Source organism: Sphingobacterium phlebotomi, assembly GCF_008180195.1.
GTDB classification, from domain to species: domain Bacteria; phylum Bacteroidota; class Bacteroidia; order Sphingobacteriales; family Sphingobacteriaceae; genus Sphingobacterium; species Sphingobacterium phlebotomi.
Map to the genome: position 1 here is coordinate 619,624 of NZ_VTAV01000001.1, position 20,684 is coordinate 640,307.

The window sequence follows — 20,684 nt, forward strand, 5'->3', positions numbered from 1 at the left end:
GCAGGATACTGAAATTAGAAATCTGGCGCGGTACCCCTGTTGGACTTTCTTAAAAAAAACGGATCAACAAAATAGAAAGCTACCTGCGGGGCGGATTCTTTGGAGCTTAGGGCGTCCATGCGGGTATGCTTTATCCAAAAATTAAATAAACGACTTAAAAATCAACAAAAACAAAATACAATGAATCCAAATTTGCATATGAACAGCGGCGGCATAGCCAGGGATAACGATTTTTCTTCAAACAAAAATGCACAAACCACCAACCATATCTATCTTCAGCCTGGTTCGAAGCTGTGGGAAATTAGGTATATAAGTTTAAGATTAGAGCAAGATTATGAATACAGAATTGACGAATAAAGATTCCTATTCGGGTATGATGTATGCCAACGATTTTAAGCAGTGGTATACATATTTGAAAAAGCGATTGGATAACGAATGGAGCGCTGAGGATTTATCCTTTCTTTTAGGAAAGCCACCTTATTATTATGCTGATTTTGAAAGGATGTATAAAGTGGGAGACTTTTTGGCAAAAGAAAGTATATTATTGGATAGGATATACAGGAGTTCCTGTACCGAGAAGATGGTGTTTTATAAGCATCCTTTTGAGGTGCCGGAAGAAAGACTTGTACGTTTAACTGTTAAGGAGGATAAGATCTGTAGATATTATGAGATATCCCTTCCGTGGGAATTTGATCTAAAGAAAGCCTCATTATCTCAACCTTCATTAGTTTTGGAGGAATGGAAAAAAGACGGGAATATCCAGATGGAATCAGATATGTTGTTGCATGTACGTTTGGAGTTAGAAAAGCTGCTCAAGTATAATTTTTTTAAAGTGAGGCAGACTCCCATCGATATTTTTGAACGTATCAAGAAGACAGAATTGTACCATCACCGGATTCGCCCTCAACATGTTAAACAAGGTATTTATCTTTTGATTCAACAAGCTAAAATAGTGGTAAGAAGTAATGGAGATAGGTATTGTTTTTACGAAGATTGCTAACTTTTTTGATGATATTATTATGCCCTTTGCAAACCCTACCCCTTATGACTATTTCCCACGGAGACTACATCCGCAGGAAATTGGGAATCCTTATAATGCAATCAATCTATTTTTTGGTTGGGAGAATTTTCCAGCATGGAGAGCACATCTGAATCAGTGGAAACAAGCTGCTCTGTTGCCGGGATATCAGATGAATAATGAGCAGACTTTGCAAGCATTTATCCGATATGAATTTATAGAGACTCTTATCGAAGGTCTATTTATGATCTGTAGACTGGATAAAAGCTATTGGATGCCAGATACCGAGCTTCGTCATAGTTATGAGACTCATGGTAGTTTCTTTATGCCGGATACAACAGGCTTTAATAAAGCGGTTGGTTATTTTAATAACTGCCATATGCCACAGGAATTTGAACTAGAAGCGTATAAGTTAGTTTATCTCGACGATGAAGAACGAAGGAACCCGATGAAGGTGATTTTTCAGCTGTGGGAAACATACAACTTGCCGCATGTGCGAGATGCGCTCTATTGGTGGCTTGTAGTGAGTATGGATTATACGTCTGCTGATGATAGTCGGGGCGATGATTACTTAATAGCGTTTCATATGCATTTACAGCGGGCTATTGAAGCTGCACACCTCATCTATATCTGGAATATGGATAAGTGGCCGAGATTGTACCCCTAAGGGAGTTTGTCTTAATATTTTGTCGAAATTAAATAAACCAATCGTGCGGCAAATGGTCTATCTTCTGTAAAGAACCCTACTGGTATGAAAAGAGTCATTGTTATGCTATCCTTGGTGTTGTCGTTTTCTGTTCTGTTTGCACAGCGAGGTGCTATAGAAACGGATATTTTTGGAGCACTCCAGTATACATCCGCCGATGGAGGTTATAGGGCCAGTCTCGAAAAAAATATCTTCGATGACTTGATATTTAAAGATAGTCGCAATAATAAACTTCAGTACGAATAGAAATATCTAGATAAGGCTGAGCCTGGTTTGAGGGGGAATAAGGATGCTCAAGTCAGACTGCTACGGAGGTTGGTAAGGGAAAATAGCAGACGCACCGACTATAGCGCTACTTTTAAGGTAGATATCTTTGATAAGACAATAATTGAGGATAATAAAGGCTATAAACTGGAGAAAGGGAAGGATATCTTTGGGAACATCAATGTAAAAGAACGGGTGAATGGCTCTCAAGCACAACTCAAGAGAAATCTGAGAGGAGGTCTAGAATATACTCGGGATAAGCATAAGGCTTCTTTTGATAAAGATATATTCGATAAGTGGATTTATAAAGATAGTTTTGGGAATGAGATTCAGTTTGGTAAAGAAACCTGGCAACGTATCCTGGACCGGTACGGCACGGAAGAAGAGTTTTTCTGGGAGCTTCTGGATCGATATTTTTACGAGGTATAACCTAGTTCTACCACTTATGATGCTGGTCAGCGCAGTCGTGACCATTGTTACGCTACTAAACACGTTAGGGGAGCTAAAACGGACGGATAAGGTGGTGCAATCTTCATAATTCAAGAATTAAAATACGGCCGTATTTAGGGCTTATTTTGTTCTGTTTTGCCTAAGGAGGGCCCGATGAGATACCCGTAGATTAAAAACCACCGATGGTAGCAGAAAACTATATAAACGTAAATTCCTCTACTGTGGTTAGATAAAACTTGTATCTTTATACGTATAATCTGTTTAATAAGCTGGTAGGTATATCATGCATATCAAGAAAGAACATAATCCACAACATTTTAGCAATGCTGAAATTGCGTTATTGAAAGAAGGGTTGAAGCGTTCGTATAAAGAGCGGTTTGAGATGGCCACGCGACTCTATAAAATACAAGAAACGCTTAAGAAAGCGAAGATCGTTCATAAACCTTTTGTCCAAAAGTAAAGGATGGATATCTTTGATGAAGAAATATCGTAATTTCTTTTATAGATATTGAAAAACCATTTTAATGCACTCCTTCCAAAAGCTTAAAAGTATTCTCAATATGCTGTTCGGAAGCTTTCCAATCGTCGTGACCAGGTATCACTAAGTTGATCTCGGGATAGTGGGCGAGTAGTCTCGCCATAGAAGGTTTCCATTCTTTGACATCGCCGTCGCTGGTATTACCGAGGTTTTTGGCATCCGAACTCTTGATAAAACAGCCACCATCCAAGATCTTGTATTCGGGAAACCAGACGACTACATTATCCATGGAGTGTCCCGGGCCGAAGAAATCGAACACAAAAGATTCGCCGCCTACGGAATATGTCTTTCCTTCTTCGATCTTACGGGTGGCCAGCGGCTTACCATTTGCACGCAATAATTCATTGGTACGCGCTGTGGCATATGTTGGGATGCCTATGTTGTTGTAATAGCCGAAACCTCCGGCGCGGTCTTCATGCCAGTGGGTGGCATACACACCGATGACGGGCATATCGTGTTTTTCTTGTATACTATCCAAAAGCGGCTGGTACTGTGTGGGATCCCAAGGGGTATCAAAAAGGAGTACACCTTCTTTGGTAAGGAGGTATAGTGCATTGGCTGAGACCTTGGTGCCCTCATATTCGTGATAAGTGGTGAAGAGATAGAGTTTAGGGTTGATCTGCTCAATGACCAATGGTTTATCTTGCGTAGACACGCTGGCTTGCTTGGCATCTTCCCTTTTTTCTATCCAAATTCGGTTTAGCCATAGCTCCTGGTTTCCTTCCACTTGAAACTCTACGCTGTATTGACTTGCTTGATCGATGGTAATTTTTCCGATGTGCGTGTCCTCAAATTCATCGGTGTAGTTGTTTTCGTTGGGTTCGGCGACTATCTTTCCATTAGGAGCGATAGAGGCGTGCAACGTATGATCACCTACGCGTAACACGATGGGAATATTTTTTTTCGTGGCATTATGAGCTGACAAAGCTAAATTATACGTGCCAGCTTCTGGAAGATACAGCTTCCAGGTTATTTTCTCACCTGCTGCTTGTACATAAGCCGGACGTGTGTTATCCTCTTTTATAAATTTAAGGTTTTCCCTCTTTGTCGTATTTTTCGCTGTTAATGCAAAACCTCCGAAGGTAGATTCTGCTACGATAGCAGGAGCGGTTATAATATCGTTATACGTAAGTCGAATAACGGATACAAACGGATCGCTCTGCTGTTGCGGTAGCTGTAAGTGTAGCAGGGGACCATGCTGTTCAAACGATAGGGGTTTGCTTCCGTTCGTTAACAACAATTCTGCTTTTAGGGGTTTGCTGTTTATTCCCGATACGCGCAGCTTTCCATCTAACGGCCAGTTGAATACATGGAGATAGACGATGTTGCTCTTTCTGGTTTTTGTGATTTTACCCCAATCGTGTTGATTGATTTGCAGGTCGAGCCCAGTATTGTCGTAAAGAGCTTCGCCGTATTGCTCCAGCCAATTGCCTATATCGTTAAGGCGGTTGATGCTTTCATCGGGTACGGCGCCATCAGCTCTAGGACCGATGTTCAGCGTAAAACCACCGTTCAGCGCTACATTGCTAATCAATGACTCAAAAAGTTGGCCGGTCGATTTCCAATTTTTTTCTTGCCCATTATAACCCCACGAATGGGCAATAGTGCCGGGTGTTTCCCAGGGATGGTCAACGTAGCTCGTTCCAAATTGATTGTCTCCCAATGTCTCAAAGTCTACATATTTGGCATCAGTTGGTAATCCGAGACGGGAATTGATTAAACAGTTGGGTTGCAGCTCGCGGATGAGAGCTACGGCTTGTTCCAGTTGTTCCCGTTTAAATATTGTCTTCTCATAGGGAATCCACATATCGAACCACATGATGGCGATGTCACCGTAATTGGTCAGTAGCTCACGCATTTGTGGTATAGCTTTTTCCTGCCAATATTGGTTAAACTGTTCGTCCGTGATATGCCCGGTTAATTCCTGATTATGATCCCATGCATAAGGATGTTCCCAGTCGAGCCAATGGGAATAATAAAAGCCGAGCTTCATATCATGCTTGCGGCAAGCGTCGGCAATCTCCTTGATAACATCACGATTTGTTCCTGATAATTTTGGCAAGGAATAATCACCTACTTTCGTATCCCATAGCGCTACGCCATCGTGATGTTTCGAGGTAATGATGATATATTTCATACCCGATTTCTTAGCCAGCAAGACCCATTCTTCCGGATCAATTTTATTCCAAACAAAGCGCTTTGCCAGTTCGCCATATTCTTCTTTAGAAATGCGATTGCGGTATCGGATCCACTCGGCGTAGTTGTTAGCATAGCGGAGTTTCTCTCCCTTCCATAGTCCCTCAGCAGCACTATACAATCCCCAATGGATAAACATGCCGTAGCGAGCTTCCTCGAACCATTCCGTGCGGGAAGATTGGCCGGAAACAATCGAAAAACTGAAGGAATACAAAATGATGATAATGAGGTAATTTTTAAGATTGCTTTGTTGGAACATGTTTAGAAGTTTTACAACCTCTAAAATAGGGTTTCCAAGACTAAAATGAAAGGCTACTTTCATATTTTCGTTGTGGGATATTTAAAAACGGATCAAGCTTAACATAACAAATGGACTTTGGGGAATTCGGAAATGTAAAAAAATGACTATAGTTGCTTTTTTTAGATACCAAAACACTATTTTAGAGATCCAAAACAGGAGGTGTAATATGTACACTACCTCTGGCTTTAATAATATAAAACAGTATGAACTTTACGCGTGTTTTAAAAAATTTTATCTTCCTTTCGGTTCTGACGGGCCTCGGTGCGTGCACTGTGGGTTCGGCACAAAAGACGGATCAATCCCTCACGAAATATGTAGATCCTTACATCGGGACAGGGGGACATGGGCATGTCTTTCTTGGGGCGAATGTTCCTTATGGAGCCGTTCAGCTTGGACCGTCTAATCTTTCAACTGGTTGGGACTGGGTATCGGGTTACCATATATCCGATTCGACGATTATAGGATTTGCGCATCAGCATTTAAGCGGGACCGGTATCGGGGATTTGGGGGACATTGTTTTCTTGCCTTATACGGGCGATATACAATTTAGACGTGGTGAACACGGAAATGAGCAAAGTGGTGCTTATTCGTTATTTCGCAGAGATACGGAACGTGTCAAACCAGGTTATTATGCGGTGCATTTGGATCGGTTCGGCGTTGATGTTGAACTAACAGCAACCTCACGTGTAGGCTTTCACAAATACAGTTTCAATCCAGATGAGACGCCAAAAATCTTGATTAATCTAGACGCGGGTATTGGATGGGAAGGAGAGAAAGAGGGACATATTACCGTTGAGAATGACACGGTAGTTTCAGGATATCGCTATTCTCAGGGTTGGGCTAAAAACCAAAAGATTTATTTTACGGCTACCTTTTCGCAACCGGTTGCCAGCTTCCAGTTAGCAGACAGTACGGCTCTACAAAAGGGTGATACCATAACGGCTCCCCGTGCTTATGCGGCTTTACATTTTGCAGGCACAGACGAGGCATCTAAACATATTTTAGTGAAAGTTGCTGTCTCGCCGGTAAGTATTGTCAATGCCAAACTAAACATGCAAACCGAGCTTCCGGGATGGGATTTTGAAACTGTCCGTGAAGAGGCAAATGCTATCTGGAATAAAGAACTCGCCAAGGTGAAAATAGAGACGGCGGATACCGTGGCACGTAAAGTATTCTATACGGCACTTTACCATACGTTGATTGCACCATCTGTATTCAGCGATGTGAATGGCGACTATATGGGGAGTGATTTCAAACCTCATACTTTACCATCAGGGGAAAATTATACGACCTTTTCATTATGGGATACCTATCGCGCTGCTCATCCGTTGATGAGTATTATTCATCGAGAGCGTGTTCCAGATATGGTCAATAGTATGTTGCGGATCTATCAGGAGCAAGGAAAATTGCCTGTGTGGCATCTTGTCGGGAATGAGACGGATTGTATGGTAGGGAATCCCGGTATTATCGTTGTAGCAGATGCTTATCTGAAAGGTATAACGGGATTTGATAGAGACCTCGCCTATGAGGCGATGAAGGTTTCGGCCATGAAGGACGATCGTGGTCTGAACTGGCATAAGCAATACGGCTATGTGCCTTTTGATAAAGAAGAGGTAGAGTCGGTAGCTAAAGGCCTGGAGTTTGCTATCGCCGATTGGAGTTTGGCACAAGTGGCGAAATTGCGGGGCGAGCAGGAAGATTACGATTATTTTATCAAGCGTAGCGATGCTTTCCAATATTACTTTGATAAGGATTTACAATTCTTGCGGGGTATAGATTCCAAGGGGAGTTTTAGACCAGGTAAATTTGATCCTTTCCATTCCGCGCATCTTGCCAACGACTATACGGAAGGTAATGCTTGGCAATATACCTGGTTGGTACCGCATAATGTCAATGGATTTATCGATCTTTTTGGAGGAGAGGATGAATTTATTACAAAGTTGGACTCCTTGTTCGTGGTAGAAGGTGATTTGGGTGAGCATGCCTCGCCGGATATCAGCGGATTGATCGGTCAATATGCCCATGGCAATGAGCCAAGCCACCATGTTATTTATATGTATCCGTATGCAGGCCAACCCTGGAAAGCTGCGGATCGTGTGCGGCAAACACTCGAGACGATGTATACAGATCAAGTAGATGGTCTATCAGGCAATGAAGACGTCGGTCAGATGTCAGCTTGGTACGTGATGTCTGCCTTGGGATTTTATCAGGTATCGCCGGCAGGAGGTCCCGTTATCTTTGGTAGCCCGTTGTTCGATAAAGCTACGATAGGTTTGGGAGAGGGAAAAACTTTGGAACTGGTTGCGCATGGAAACAGTAAGGAAAATAGATATATTCAGCAGGTTCGTCTGAACGGGGAGCCGTATACAAAATCCTATATAGCTTACGAAGATCTCGTCAAGGGGGGAAAGTTGGAATTTGATATGGGAGGAACTCCTTCAGAAACGTTTGGTGTTGCAGAAGAAAGCAGACCGAAGTCCGTACGTTAGGTAAAATTGTAGATAGAAAGATACAGATGAAGTTAAAATATATATTGTTAAGCGGATTAATTTGTTTGGGAGCGGGTCTTCGCGCGCAAGTTTTACCTTATAAGAATAGCCAATTGCCTATAGAAGACCGCGTTCGTGATTTAATAGGACGTATGACGGTGGAGGAGAAAGTGGGACAGCTTTCGAAGCTGCTGGGCTGGGAGATGTATGAGAAAGATGCGGCGGGTGTCCGCGTGAGTAAAAAATTTAAGGAGGCTGTCAAGACACAGCATATCGGGTTACTTTGGGCGACGTTAAGGGCAGATCCTTGGACGCAAAAGACATTGGATAATGGTTTGCAACCGCGGGAAGCTGCGAAAGCGACGAATGCGATACAGCGTTATATGCTGGACAGTACGCGCCTGGGTATTCCTTTGTTGTTATCGGAAGAGGCGCCGCACGGGCATATGGCGATTGGAGCGACGGTATTTCCGACGGCAATCGGACAGGCAAGCACGTGGAACCCTGAGCTGATCGAACGGATGGCTTCGGTGATTGCGCGAGAAACGTACGCTGTGGGGGGAAAGAATGGGTATGGGCCTGTGCTTGATTTGGCTCGGGAACCACGTTGGTCTCGTACGGAAGAGTCTTACGGGGAGGATCCTTATCTGGTAGGACAGATGGGCGAATCTATGGTAAGGGGTTTTCAGGGGCATGTAGGTGATGAGGATAAAATAATAGCTACGCTGAAGCATTTTGTCGCTTATGGTGTTCCTGAAGGAGGTCATAATGGGGGCAGTATCAGTATGGGGGAACGGGCGTTGTTTCAGAGCTTTTTACCGCCTTTTGAACAGGCTGTAAGGTTGGGGGCTGGGTCTGTTATGACGGCTTATAATTCTATTGATGGTATTCCGTGTTCTTCGAATCCTTGGTTATTGGATGAGGTTTTACGGAAACAGTGGGGTTTCAAGGGGTTTGTGGTGTCGGATTTATTGAGTATCTCGGGTTTGAATGGTAGTCATGCGACGGCTTCCAATGGCCGTGAAGCAGCGAAACAGAGTATAGAGGCGGGGCTGGATGTGGATTTGAGTGGCTCGGGTTATGGACAGAACTTACTGGCGGCTGTACAGGCTGGTGAGGTGGCGATGGCCTCTGTGGATAGGGCAGTGTCGCGGCTGTTGTACCAAAAATTTGCATTGGGCCTTTTTGAACGGCCGTTTGTGGATGAGCGTCTCGTTGATCAGAAAGTTGCTACGGACGAACATCTGGCTATAGCAAGACAGGTTGCCCGAGAGTCTATCGTCTTGTTAAAGAATGAATCGAATCTTTTACCATTGAGCAAGTCGTTAAGGCGGGTTGCTGTGATAGGACCCAACGCGGACAATATGTATAACCAACTGGGTGATTACACAGCTCCTCAGTCGGAAGATAAGGTGAAGACGGTATTGCAAGGTGTACGAGCTGCGGTATCTGTAGATACTTACGTGGATTACGTTAAAGGTTGCGCTATCCGTGATACCAGTGCGACGGATATTGCGTCTGCTGTAAAGGCTGTGGAATCGGCTGATGTGGCTATTGTGGTATTGGGTGGTTCGAGTGCCCGGGACTTTAAGACATCCTATCAGGCCACAGGCGCAGCAAGTGTGGAAAGTGGGAAAGCGGCTGTCAGCGATATGGAAAGTGGAGAGGGATTTGACCGCGCAACATTGGATTTATTGGGCGATCAGTTACCACTACTGCAGGCTATCGTGGCGACTGGTAAGCCCGTGGTGCTGGTCACCATCATGGGACGTCCGCTAAACTTGAACTGGGCAGCTGAGCACACTCAGGCTATTGTCAATGCGTGGTATCCCGGGCAAGAAGGTGGTCTGGCTATTGCTGATGTGTTGTTCGGCGATTATAACCCGGCCGGTCGATTGCCTATTTCTATTGCTAAGTCTGTCGGGCAATTGCCTGTTTATTACAATCATTCGAAGCCGAAGCATCATGATTATATTGAATTTGATGCGAAACCGCTATTTGCTTTTGGGTATGGATTAAGCTATACCCAATTTGCTTACGATAACCTGTTCGTGGATGTACAAGAGGGAAGCGATGATTTTGTTTGTAAGGTGCAGTTTGAGGTGAAAAATACTGGTGAAAGAGATGGGGAAGAGGTTGTTCAACTCTATGTGGTGGATGAGGTGAGTAGCGTGGTTACACCGGTAAAGCAATTGAAACGATTTGCACGTGTATTTGTTGGACAGGGGGAGAGCAAGACGGTTTCCTTTGAATTGACGAAAGTGGATTTGAAATTGTGGGGTATAGACTGGACTTGGAAAACGGAGAAGGGAAGTTTTACATTATTGGTGGGAGGTTCATCTGACGATATTCATTTAACGGGGGATATGATGCTAGGAAAGGATTACATACTTTAATGGGGATTAGAATACTATTTGCTTTGGTTCCGATCTTGTTGTTTGGGAATATTCTTCCTGCGCAGACGCTGTCGCAGATAAAAAATATGAAGACAACACCATCCTGTTATGGTGCGGTGAAAATAAGTACGCCTATACAGATTGATGGTCTGGCAGCTGAAACGGCGTGGGATCTGGCGGCCTGGACAGACGAATTTGTGGATATCGAAGGCGCTGTTCAACCTGCTCCTAAATACAGTACCAAGGTAAAAATGCTGTGGGATGAAGCCTATCTCTATGTGTATGCACGGATGGAAGAACCGCATGTTTGGGGGCGCTTGACACAACGTGACACCATTATTTATCATGATAATGATTTTGAAGTTTTTATAAAGCCTTTTGAACAACAGTCCTTTTATTATGAGATAGAAGTCAATCCCTTGAATACGATTTTGGATTTAATGATGCCTAAACCCTACCGATTTGGAGGCGATGCGCTGATGCATTGGGATGTTAAAGGATTGAAGTCTGCCATTCACGTCGAAGGAACATTGAATAATCCAGATGATACAGACCAATACTGGTCGGTCGAAATGGCTATTCCTTTTAGTGCACTTTCTACCTATAGCAGCAAAGCAACGCCGAATATAAATGACTATTGGAGGATTAATTTTTCGCGTGTACAGTGGCAGCATGACGTATCGGAGGGTATATATACCAGAAAGACTGCCAATGGTAAGCTTTTGCCAGAAGATAATTGGGTGTGGTCGGCGATAGGTGTTGTCAATATGCACTATCCGGAGCGCTGGGGCTTCGTCAAGTTTGTGGAGGAGGCAGAAGTGGTTGGCTTACCAAAAGCACATGCTGCTGAAAAGATGGCGTGGAATATTTTTTATTTGCAGCAATTATATAAACAAGAGCATAAGCGCTTCGCAGACAATATAGAAGAATTGGAGGAGGGACGGCATTTATTGACGAAGGACGCCGACGATTTGCGTTGTGAGATTTTTATAAACAGTTATAAAGCAGGGTATGTTTTAGAAGTAAAAGATTTAGAAAATCATTTTACAGTGATACTGGATAATTTTGGACATTATAGGATTAATTATGAATAGTAGGAGGAATTTTATCAAGACGGCAGGTTTGGGAATTGCTGCGTTACAGTTAAAGCCCACGGCATTATGGGCGGCTAATAAAAACCCGCTATTATTTGACTTTTGGCTATGGGTGCGGCCGCAGGATACCGATACGGAGGTCCAACTAAAAAAGCGTTATCAAAGTTATAGAGATGCTGGAATTAGGGGGATATTTTTTGAAGGTTACAGCAAACGACATTTTCAGCTAGCGAAAGAATATGGATTGGAAACCCATCGTTGGATGTGGACGATGAACCGTGGAGAAAAGGAACTTTTGGAAAAACATCCGGAATATTATGCTGTCAACCGCTTAGGGCAATCCTGTGCAGACCAACCGCCCTATGTGGGGTATTACCGTTTCTTATGTCCTTCGCATCCCGATGTTCCGAAGTATCTGGAGGAAAAGGCAAGGGAACAAATGGAAAAAGAGGATGTGGATGGACTGCACCTGGATTATATCCGTTATCCGGATGTAGTATTGCCGGTCAATTTGTGGACGAACTACGATTTGGATCAATCTACCGAATTACCAGCATATGATTTTTGTTATAGTAAATTTAGCAAGAATGCGTTTTTGGAGGAAACGGGCATTAATATCGATAAGGTGGAACGTCCGGAACAAAGTCTTTCTTGGCGATCTTTCCGGTATAGGCAGATTACGAAAATTGTTAATCGTTTGTGTGAGGTAGGAAAAGAGTATAAAAAACCTGTTACGGCAGCTGTATTCCCTACACCAGATCTGGCGCGTCGGATTGTGCGACAGGATTGGACAAACTGGAATTTGTCAGGTGTCTTTCCGATGATTTACCATGGGTTCTACAAGGAGCCTATACATTGGATCGGTACAGCCGTTGCAGAGGGGGTAGAAGGAATACACGGTAAATTTCCTTTGTATGCCGGGTTATATTTGCCGGATTTTAGCAGTCTGGAGGAGTTGCGGCAGGGGATTATCCTGGCGAAGGATAATGGAGCAGCTGGTGTATCTTTGTTTGGCGAATCAGATTTTGATACGGCGACTATTGAATTACTTCGGTCGATGAAGTAGGGACTCTCAAGAAAAGCATCCCCGATACCGGCCGGTATCGGGGATGCTTTCTTTTCAACCATTTACCTTATTAATTTTGTTTAGCCCACCAAAGTGGAGTAAACAAATTGTCCGGCCCACCCAATAGTGATACCGCTTCATTATAATTCGTTTCGTCTGCATTTCTAAAACTTGATGGATACCTTAATCTTTGTGGGAAAAAGTTTACCTGATTTTGTGTGTAATTGGAAGCAGTCAACTGCGGTATTGAAGGAATTGGTTGTTCTACAGCAGGATTCTCAAAGAAGGGCAATCCTAACCGTCTGTGATCGCTCCAAGCTTCCAACGCCAGATAAGGGAATGTAGAAATGTATTTTTGTGTGATGATTTTGGTCAACTTGTCATTTTTCACATTACCATTCTTATAAATTGTGTTGGATGGATAGGCAATTTGGGTGGTTCCTACCTGATTCGTATACGCATCCATGTATGTGGCTGTGAATGTAGCCGGAGGTTCGGTGACGTTATCGTAATTCACGGATGTTCCTGCTCGATTATAATCATTGGAACCGAGGTACTCGTTTAAAAATTCAGATACATTCCAATAGGCGAAGTTTTCAGCAATACCTTTTTCGTAGGCATCCTTATCAGACATTGGCGTTGACCATCCTCTCAAAGCCGCTTCCGCAATCAAGAAATAGCTTTCCCAAGAGGTAAAGAACAAACGTCTTTGTGAATGATTCCTAAATTTATTAATCATTCCGGGTTGTCTGCCGTTTTGACCGCGAAATACCATTGCTGTACCTTTTCCTCCCCATGTTCCCCCACTAAAGGCATTCCAGGTGTTTTTAGTATCCAATTCGTCTGTTCTTGAATCAGATACTGTAATGGTCGCTAGCTGATTGGACGCATCTGACCAATATTCTGGATCGGTCGTGTTTCCAGGAATAAAGAATGCTTTATAAGCACGTGGATCCATTTTTTTAGGTAATCCATCTAAGTAATAACCTTGGCTAGGATCGTTGGATCTTGTCGAGAAATTGTTTAGATAGCGGATGCCCATATCATTTTCGTTCTTGATGGCACCAAGAATCTCCGGGGTTGTAAATTGATCCGCTGTTTCAATCCCTCCTAAACCAATAAAAAGATTGTTTAGTGTAGCAGAGATGATTTGCGTATTCCATCCCCGAGACATCACTCCTGCCAATGGATCCCAACCATCTCGTTCTTGAACACCGAAATTCTGTGATTCATTTTCAATGTATTGTCCGGTTGCAACAGCTTCCTCAAACTCAGCGCGTGCTTTGGCTTCGTCAACTTCTGATAGGCGCATGGCCAGCCGCATACGCATCGAATTGGCGTAGCGTATCCATTTATCCCAATCGAAACCGTATGCGGCATCCCAATCACTTATATCAGCAGCACTAATAGACTGGTCTATTTGTGCAGGTGCGTCTTTCAATTCCTCCAACATGTGGTAGTAGACATCTTTTACAGAATCGAATTTGGGGTTGATACCTTGAAAAGCTTCAATGGGTGCTGGACCGAAATTGTCGGTTAATTCACTCATTAAATATACACGCCAAATCCTTGCGACCTGTTTGATGTTTTGGTTGTACACTTCGGCAGTTCCATTTTCTTCTTTGACGTCAGCGATTTCCATCGCTGTATTGGCATTATTCAGCCATTCAGACAAGTATCTCCAGTAGTCTACATTATAACCGTCGTCATCCGCACCTATATTCAATACATTCATATAATGGTGACGGGCTGCGGTTTTCCAATAGTAAATGAAGACACGTTCGCCGATATGTGGATCTTGTTGTGCACCGATAATGGCATTATTCAGAAAATATTCAGGTCTGACCTGTTGCTCATCTGCCAGTGTTGGATCGATGTTCATCTCCTCAAATTTATTGCAAGAAGTTGCCAGAACGCCGACCGTGATGGCTATCGCTATTTTAGAAATTATTCTTTTCATTTTTGTCAATTTAAAAACCTACTGATATATTAAAGAAATAGGACCTGGATGTAGGGAAAGCAAGGTATTCAAATCCCACTGCATTTGAACTTAGTGCAAATGTTGATTCTGGATCTATACCATTGGCGTTATTTTTCAGCATAGCAAGATTGTTGACCGATAATCCGAATCTGGCATTTTTTACAACGGAAGATTTCAATAGGTGAGCTGGAATGGTATAATTTAATTGTAAATTCCGTATACGGATATTGGTTGCATCGTATAGATTGGCTTCAGTAATCCCCAAGTTATTGGCGCCGGCTACCGCATTCCAATAATCTTCTGGTCTCACAGCAGTTGTATTAGTCTCGTATTCACTGCCATTCCAAATGACACCATCCACAACAAAGTTTTCTCGCTGTCCATTGACAACAGTTTCTGCCGCATTCCCGGTAAATTGCAATCTCTGGTGTGTTCCGGAAAAGATCTTACCGCCAAAGCGTCCATCAATCTGGAAGCTTAAACCAAAGTTCTTGTACGCAAAGGTATTCGTCAGTCCCACCAGTGCGCTCGCCGTCTGATCTCCTAAGAGATGTGTATCTGGGGCCATCTGTGGGAGTCCGGTTTCTGATCCTAAAATTAACGCTCCGTTATGCGCGCTGTTTGCGTCGTCTACACGGAGATATTTCGTGCCGTAAATAGCACCGTATCGCTGGCCTTGCTGTGCAAAAATCTGGACATTGTCATAACCTCCTAGTACAAGACGGTTAGCTTCGGGATGCAATTCAATGATTTTATTCACGTTTCTGGATACATTCGCCGAAGCATTCCACCGCAATCCATCCGGATTTCTCAAAATGTCTGCGTTGAGCACAAATTCAAACCCTTCGTTTTGAATATTTCCTGCATTGGCTTTAAAGAAGCCATATCCAGAGAGATTATTCATCGGAATATCGAGTAATTGATTTGTCGAATTATTTTTATAATAGGTTAGTTCTAATCCGATTCTACTGTCAAACATGCGTGTTTCCAACCCAAATTCAATCCCTTTCTGAAGCTCATTGACCACACCTGGGTCAAACAATACATTGCCTCTGTTAGAGGTTGTAACACCTCTTGGGTCATTGCCGACGGCATAAACATTATACAGCTGATATGCGCCCATGTCTCTACCCGTTTCAGCATAGGAAGCTCTAACTTTCGCGAAATTGAACCAGGTCGGCATGTTGTCCCGGAGAAGGTCAGACACCACTAAAGAGGTACTGATAGAAGGGTAGAAGAAGCTCCTGTTGTCCGGGTGCAATGTGGAAGTCCAGTCGTTACGACCAGTCAAGGTAATATACCAAACGTTATCGTAGTTAATATCTAAGCTTCCGTAAACAGAATTAATCTGACTTTTATTGATCGTTTCGTCAATACCAGGATTACCTATGGAATTACCAATGGTAAATAAATCTGGAATCCGGAGTTCGCCCGCTGAAGCGTGTAGACTTGTCCTATTCCGTTCCATGATTTGCCCGTACAAGGATGCAGTACCGCCCCATTTTCCCCAAAGGTTGTCCTTGGTGGCATGGATGCTGGCAATATAGTTGTTCTCAAAGAATCTATCCGTTCCTGTCGAGTATGAATTATTGATGTTGCTGCCTGAATAAGTTTTCGATTCGTATTTGGTAGAATAGTTGTCTGAGCCAAACCGTACGTCAGCACTCAACCAGTCGTTGAAATCGTATTTGACGGTTGCGTTCATTAGATAGCGGTCGCGTGTATCGTTGCTTAACTTGTTGTGAGCTGCCCAATATGGGTTGATACCCGTATCCAGAAACCACGTTTGTGGAGCACCTAATTGATCCATGCCAGGTTCAAATTGCGAAAGGTCAAACGACCGAGGGAATAGAAGGACTTGGGAATAATAGTTTCCATCATTTTGACCTCCAACAGCGCGGTTATAGGCCATGTTACGCATGTATTGCACTTTTACATCGGTACTCCATTGGTTTCTAGAACCAAAGTTGGCATTGACACGATTTAATAAATTTAGTCGATTTAGTTTCATGCCGGGTACCTTGCTGTTATCGTGTAGGTATGTCGCTGATGAGTACATATTTACTTTATCTGAAATGGCCTGCTGGAAATTGATGTTCTGTGTAGTGCTAAAACCTGTTTGGAAAAAGTTGTTCATATTGTCATAAGCTTGTAGGTTGGTTGTGGAACCATCCCACATATTTACTTGCTGTCCTTCAATCCTCGCACCCCAGGAATAGGTTGACAATTCACCGTAAACACCACCCTCTCCTTGGGAGAAGTTGTTTTGTAGCTTTGGCGTCATAAAAATGTTTTCAATACCGGTAATGGTTGAATAAGAAATGCCAACACCGTCCCTCGCTTGTCCGCTTTTCGTTGTGATGAGGATAACTCCATTGGACGCACGTGACCCATATAATGCAGAAGCTGCGCCACCTTTTAAAACGGACATGCTCTCAATGTCTTCGGGGTTAATGTCGCCCAAACCACTTCCCATATCGGCTGTGGGATTCCAGAAGTCGTTATTTTGAGCACCAACGAAGTTATCCATGGGAACGCCGTCTACGACAATCAACGGTTGATTGTCTCCAGCTATGGAGTTGAATCCTCTCAAAATAATTTTAGAGGAAGATGAGGGTCCGTTCGATCCTTTTACGACCTGGAGATTGGCTACCTTACCGGCTAACGCATTGGCAAGGTTATTTTCCCGAGACTCAGTTAATGTCGTACCCTGTACTTCTTGAAATGAGTACCCTAAGGCTCTTCGTTCGCGTTTTACACCCATCGCGGTTACAACAACCTCATCAAGTGCGCCGGCATCTTCCTGCAAGGTTACGTTTAACGCCGTTCCAGATACAGGTAAATCCTGTGATAGGTAGCCAACCATAGAGAATCTCAAGGTTTGCCCGTTATTGGCCTGAATGGAATAACGTCCATCCGCATCTGTCTGCGCAGCTACCGTGGTGCCGACGACAGCGACAGTAACGCCGGCGAGTGCTCCGTTTGCATCCGTCACTCTCCCCGTAACGGTCTGCTGTGCAAATAACGTCGTTACGCTAAGCAGCATAATCAGCGTCAAACTGCAACATTGTCTGTAAAGTTTGCTCATAGTTTTACTTTAGTTAATTGTTTGTTTTGTGTGTTTATGTCCCAATGCATCTGCTGCACCGCAATGCAGGTCGATGCGAGCAATTGGATGTCCTTAATTTCTGATATTTGTATGGTCGTACATTTTGCTAGACGGGGTATGCAATATTCCTGTATGGAAGATTGAATCTGAGGTAATAATACATCGCCAAACATGGCGCCCTTTCCACTGATAACAATGGTTTCGGGATTTAAGATATGAATGAGTGTTGCGATACCTTTTCCCAGCATATAAGCTATCTTCCTGATGGCTATAATCGTTACCTGATCACCCCTTACGTACGCTTCATATACATCCTCCAATGAAATGTTTTGGTGCTGATGATAGGTCGCCTCCAACGATGAAGGCTGTCCCTCTTGTATCGCGTCAACGATATACTCAATGGCACACAATAACGACGCAGCTACCTCCAAACAACCCTTTTTACCACATGAACAAAGTTTGTCTTCATTAGCCAAAGGGATATGGCTAAATTCTCCAGCAAATCCACTGTGCCCCTGAAAGAGCTTGCCATCGACAATCATGCCCAAGCCAACTCCCCAGTTCAAATTGACAACCAGCGCATCGTTAGAATCTTTTATCAAACCAAAATTCTTTTCGGCAATCGCAATACCGGCCGAATCGTTTTCTAGATAAGTAGGGATTTCAAAATGTGATTGAATATTTTCCCGGAGCTTATATAGTGGAGACTGTGGTGAAAAAGAATTATTAATGCCTTTTTTTGAATCCACGAAACCAGGCATGGTAATACCAATGCTTAAAATTTTATCTTTTGGAAATTCAGAAACAACAGCTGTTAATGAATCGATTATTTTAGTATAGGTATTCGGATCATCCCATAAATGGGTCGTTATTTTCTTTGGAGGCAGGAGTTGCTGATTGGCGAGGTTAACGGCAGTAATGTTCGTGGCATGCTGATCCATCGCTATAAGAACGATACACCCATGTTTATCGCTGTTCAGCATAAAGTGCATTGCACGTCGTCCACCAGTGGACGCTCGGGGGCCACAACTTATAACCAACTCATCATCAATAAGTTCGTTTATTGCTTTGGTGATAAGTGGGATACTTTTCCCGATCCAATCGCTCAGCTCCGCAATGGACTGATTAGGCGAAAAGTACAAAGCACGTAAAATCGCAAGTTTTAGGCTATCCATGGTCTCATAACTATTATGTCGGCTTCTTAACTTAATTATTTATTAACGGTAAATATATAGTTATTTGATATTAACTTGCAAATACTTTTTAAATTTTTTTTAAAGTATACCTTTAAATAAGGTTTTTAATATAAAGATTTATTTGATTGTAACAAAATTATGGATGAAGAAGGGGATATTTAACTAATTTTATAGCTTCGTTTTATATAAGATCTAAATGTTGATGGCAAAACAACGTTATTATTCTCTGGACGTATTCCGAGGAGCAACTGTGGCGTTAATGATTTTAGTCAATAACCCCGGAACGTGGGCGCACATGTTTGCTCCTTTAAAGCACGCTGCTTGGCATGGTTGTACCCCTACGGACCTTGTATTCCCTTTCTTTTTGTTTGCTGTTGGAAATGCGATGGCATTTGTTATACCTAAGTTACAGGATGCAGGGCGAGCCGTATTTTGGAGAAAAGTAATCAAAAGAACCTTGTTGATTTTTGCAATAGGTCTATTTTTAAACTGGTGGCCGTTTGTGCAATGGGTAGGGGATGATTTGCGGTTCCGGGAATGGGTGGATTCGGATAACACTGAGCGTGGCATTCGTATCTTTGGTGTTCTGCAACGTATTGCTGTGTCTTATTTTTTCGCTTCTATTTTAGCCTATTTCTTTAAGCCCAAAAGTTTAATTTACATATCGATTATAGTGTTGCTAGGCTATTGGGGACTTTGTGTGTTTTTAGGACAGGGGGATCCTTATTCGCTGGAAGGGTGGTTTGGAACAAGTATTGACCAGCGAGTATTGGGTGTTGCCCATATGTACAAAGGGGAGGGCGTGCCTTTTGATCCCGAAGGTCTGATGAGCACTATACCTGCTATTGTGCAAGTCGTGTTTGGTTATTTGGCGGGGATGTTTATCCAGAAACAAGGACAAGTTGATTGGCTCTGGACAAAAGTATCCAATACAACAGAGGCTCATTTTAAGTTGTTAGCGGCATTCATGGTGACAGGATTTCTCCTTTTGGTATTAGGTTGGAGTTGGTCCTTGGGCTTTCCAATCAATAAGAAAATATGGACGAGCTCTTACGTGCTTTATACGACAGGATTAGGTGTTCTTACATTGGGAACGATGATTTGGTTTATTGAAGTGCAGCGTATAAAAAATACCTTAACAAGGTTTTTTGATGTTTTTGGTAAGAATCCACTGTTTATCTTCGTGCTTAGTGGTTTGCTGCCTCGATTTTTGGGGTTATTTCGGATCTCGGATGGCGTTTCTACAGAGGGCATACCACAATATCTAACAGCTTTGTCCTGGTTTTATAAATATGTGTGTGCGAAAATTCCGGGCCCTCCGGAGTTGGGGTCATTTGTTTATTCCCTTTGTTTTTTGGGTATAATGTGGGGGATCTGTTACGTATTAGATAAGAAGAAGATATATATTAAGGTGTGATACAGCCTGGTGCTTTTTTTAATTTCTGATTTTAATTTCTATCTTTGCGCTCAATTAATAATTTTTTAACGCTTTAATATTATTCAAGAGATGTATTTAAGTAAAGAATACAAAGCTGATATCTTCGCAGAATTTGCGGGCTCAGCAACAAACACGGGTTCTACAGAAGGACAAGTGGCTTTATTCACTAAAAGAATTGCTCACTTAACCGAGCATTTGAAAAAAAACAGAAAAGATTTTAACACACAACGTTCCCTGCAGTTATTAGTGGGTAAGCGTCGTTCATTATTAGCTTATCTGCACAAAAAAGATATCGAGCGCTACCGTGCTGTTATCAAAGCATTAGGCTTACGTGATATCATCAAAAAATAAGCTTTTAGGAAATAAAAAGGAAGCCGCTTGTGAAAATAAGCGGCTTTTTTTGTTTAGAGAAAATCGGAGAAGAAAATTATTATTACCTTTG

Annotated in this window: 15 protein-coding genes and 1 pseudogene; 11 read left to right on the forward strand and 5 right to left on the reverse strand. The window is 42.8% G+C overall.

Annotated features, from left to right (window positions below; genetic code table 11):
• The first annotated feature begins 334 nt into the window (after window positions 1-334).
• The 5 genes from FXV77_RS02200 (at window position 335) to FXV77_RS21990 (ending at window position 2,898) form a co-directional block, all read left to right on the forward strand.
• Window positions 335-1,000 carry a hypothetical protein gene (locus FXV77_RS02200; RefSeq protein WP_148917580.1) on the forward strand — a complete coding sequence of 222 codons (666 nt, stop codon included), beginning with the start codon at window positions 335-337 and terminating at the stop codon, window positions 998-1,000.
• Entirely contained in the window at window positions 966-1,685 is a 720-nt protein-coding gene (locus FXV77_RS02205) for a hypothetical protein (protein WP_148917581.1), read from the forward strand. The genes FXV77_RS02200 and FXV77_RS02205 overlap by 35 nt, the downstream gene beginning before the upstream one ends.
• 84 nt (window positions 1,686-1,769) lie before the next feature.
• The gene (locus FXV77_RS02210) at window positions 1,770-1,970 is read left to right on the forward strand and encodes a hypothetical protein (RefSeq protein ID WP_148917582.1); all 201 of its coding nucleotides are present in this window, start codon (window positions 1,770-1,772) and stop codon (window positions 1,968-1,970) included.
• A 27-nt stretch (window positions 1,971-1,997) separates the two neighbouring features.
• Window positions 1,998-2,417, forward strand: coding sequence for a hypothetical protein (locus FXV77_RS02215; protein ID WP_148917583.1), 420 nt, complete (start codon window positions 1,998-2,000; stop codon window positions 2,415-2,417).
• Window positions 2,418-2,721: 304 nt separating this feature from the next.
• Window positions 2,722-2,898 (forward strand): hypothetical protein, encoded by a 177-nt coding sequence (locus tag FXV77_RS21990; protein ID WP_187443978.1) that lies wholly within the window; start codon window positions 2,722-2,724, stop codon window positions 2,896-2,898.
• 61 nt (window positions 2,899-2,959) lie between these two features.
• On the opposite strand, the gene bla is transcribed toward FXV77_RS21990, so the two are convergent.
• Both bla and FXV77_RS22650 read right to left on the reverse strand, forming a co-directional pair.
• Window positions 2,960-3,670, reverse strand: coding sequence for a BlaB/IND/MUS family subclass B1 metallo-beta-lactamase (gene bla / locus FXV77_RS22645; RefSeq protein ID WP_187443999.1), 711 nt, complete (start codon window positions 3,668-3,670; stop codon window positions 2,960-2,962).
• Between the two features lie 723 nt (window positions 3,671-4,393).
• Window positions 4,394-5,494 (reverse strand): annotated as a pseudogene (locus tag FXV77_RS22650) (alpha-L-fucosidase); the annotation flags it as partial.
• A 182-nt stretch (window positions 5,495-5,676) separates the two neighbouring features.
• Between FXV77_RS22650 and FXV77_RS02225 the strand changes: the two are divergent.
• From FXV77_RS02225 to FXV77_RS02240, 4 genes are all read left to right on the forward strand, one after another.
• Window positions 5,677-7,962 (forward strand): GH92 family glycosyl hydrolase, encoded by a 2,286-nt coding sequence (locus tag FXV77_RS02225; protein WP_148917584.1) that lies wholly within the window; start codon window positions 5,677-5,679, stop codon window positions 7,960-7,962.
• A 26-nt stretch (window positions 7,963-7,988) separates the two neighbouring features.
• On the forward strand, window positions 7,989-10,358 hold the full coding sequence (locus FXV77_RS02230) for a glycoside hydrolase family 3 N-terminal domain-containing protein (RefSeq protein ID WP_148917585.1): 2,370 nt from the start codon (window positions 7,989-7,991) through the stop codon (window positions 10,356-10,358).
• 86 nt (window positions 10,359-10,444) lie between these two features.
• Window positions 10,445-11,452, forward strand: coding sequence for a carbohydrate-binding family 9-like protein (locus FXV77_RS02235; RefSeq protein WP_187443979.1), 1,008 nt, complete (start codon window positions 10,445-10,447; stop codon window positions 11,450-11,452).
• Complete coding sequence (locus FXV77_RS02240; RefSeq protein WP_148917587.1) at window positions 11,445-12,518, forward strand: family 10 glycosylhydrolase; 1,074 nt, start codon at window positions 11,445-11,447, stop codon at window positions 12,516-12,518. Before FXV77_RS02235 ends, FXV77_RS02240 begins: the two co-directional genes overlap by 8 nt.
• A 70-nt stretch (window positions 12,519-12,588) precedes the next feature.
• Here the strand turns inward: FXV77_RS02240 and FXV77_RS02245 are convergent, their stop codons facing one another.
• Genes FXV77_RS02245 through FXV77_RS02255 form a run of 3 tightly spaced genes read right to left on the reverse strand, consistent with a single transcriptional unit; the run spans window position 12,589 to window position 18,783 of the window.
• Window positions 12,589-14,478, reverse strand: coding sequence for a SusD/RagB family nutrient-binding outer membrane lipoprotein (locus FXV77_RS02245; RefSeq protein WP_148917588.1), 1,890 nt, complete (start codon window positions 14,476-14,478; stop codon window positions 12,589-12,591).
• Between the two features lie 10 nt (window positions 14,479-14,488).
• Window positions 14,489-17,587, reverse strand: a complete 3,099-nt coding sequence (locus FXV77_RS02250) for a SusC/RagA family TonB-linked outer membrane protein (RefSeq protein WP_148917589.1) — start codon at window positions 17,585-17,587, stop codon at window positions 14,489-14,491.
• Complete coding sequence (locus tag FXV77_RS02255; protein WP_148917590.1) at window positions 17,584-18,783, reverse strand: ROK family transcriptional regulator; 1,200 nt, start codon at window positions 18,781-18,783, stop codon at window positions 17,584-17,586. Before FXV77_RS02255 ends, FXV77_RS02250 begins: the two co-directional genes overlap by 4 nt.
• A 223-nt stretch (window positions 18,784-19,006) precedes the next feature.
• Here FXV77_RS02255 and FXV77_RS02260 point away from each other — a divergent pair, with 223 nt between their 5' ends.
• Complete coding sequence (locus FXV77_RS02260; protein ID WP_148917591.1) at window positions 19,007-20,221, forward strand: acyltransferase family protein; 1,215 nt, start codon at window positions 19,007-19,009, stop codon at window positions 20,219-20,221.
• A gap of 90 nt (window positions 20,222-20,311) precedes the next feature.
• On the forward strand, window positions 20,312-20,593 hold the full coding sequence (gene rpsO, locus FXV77_RS02265; RefSeq protein ID WP_148917592.1) for a 30S ribosomal protein S15: 282 nt from the start codon (window positions 20,312-20,314) through the stop codon (window positions 20,591-20,593).
• Window positions 20,594-20,684: the final 91 nt, after the last annotated feature.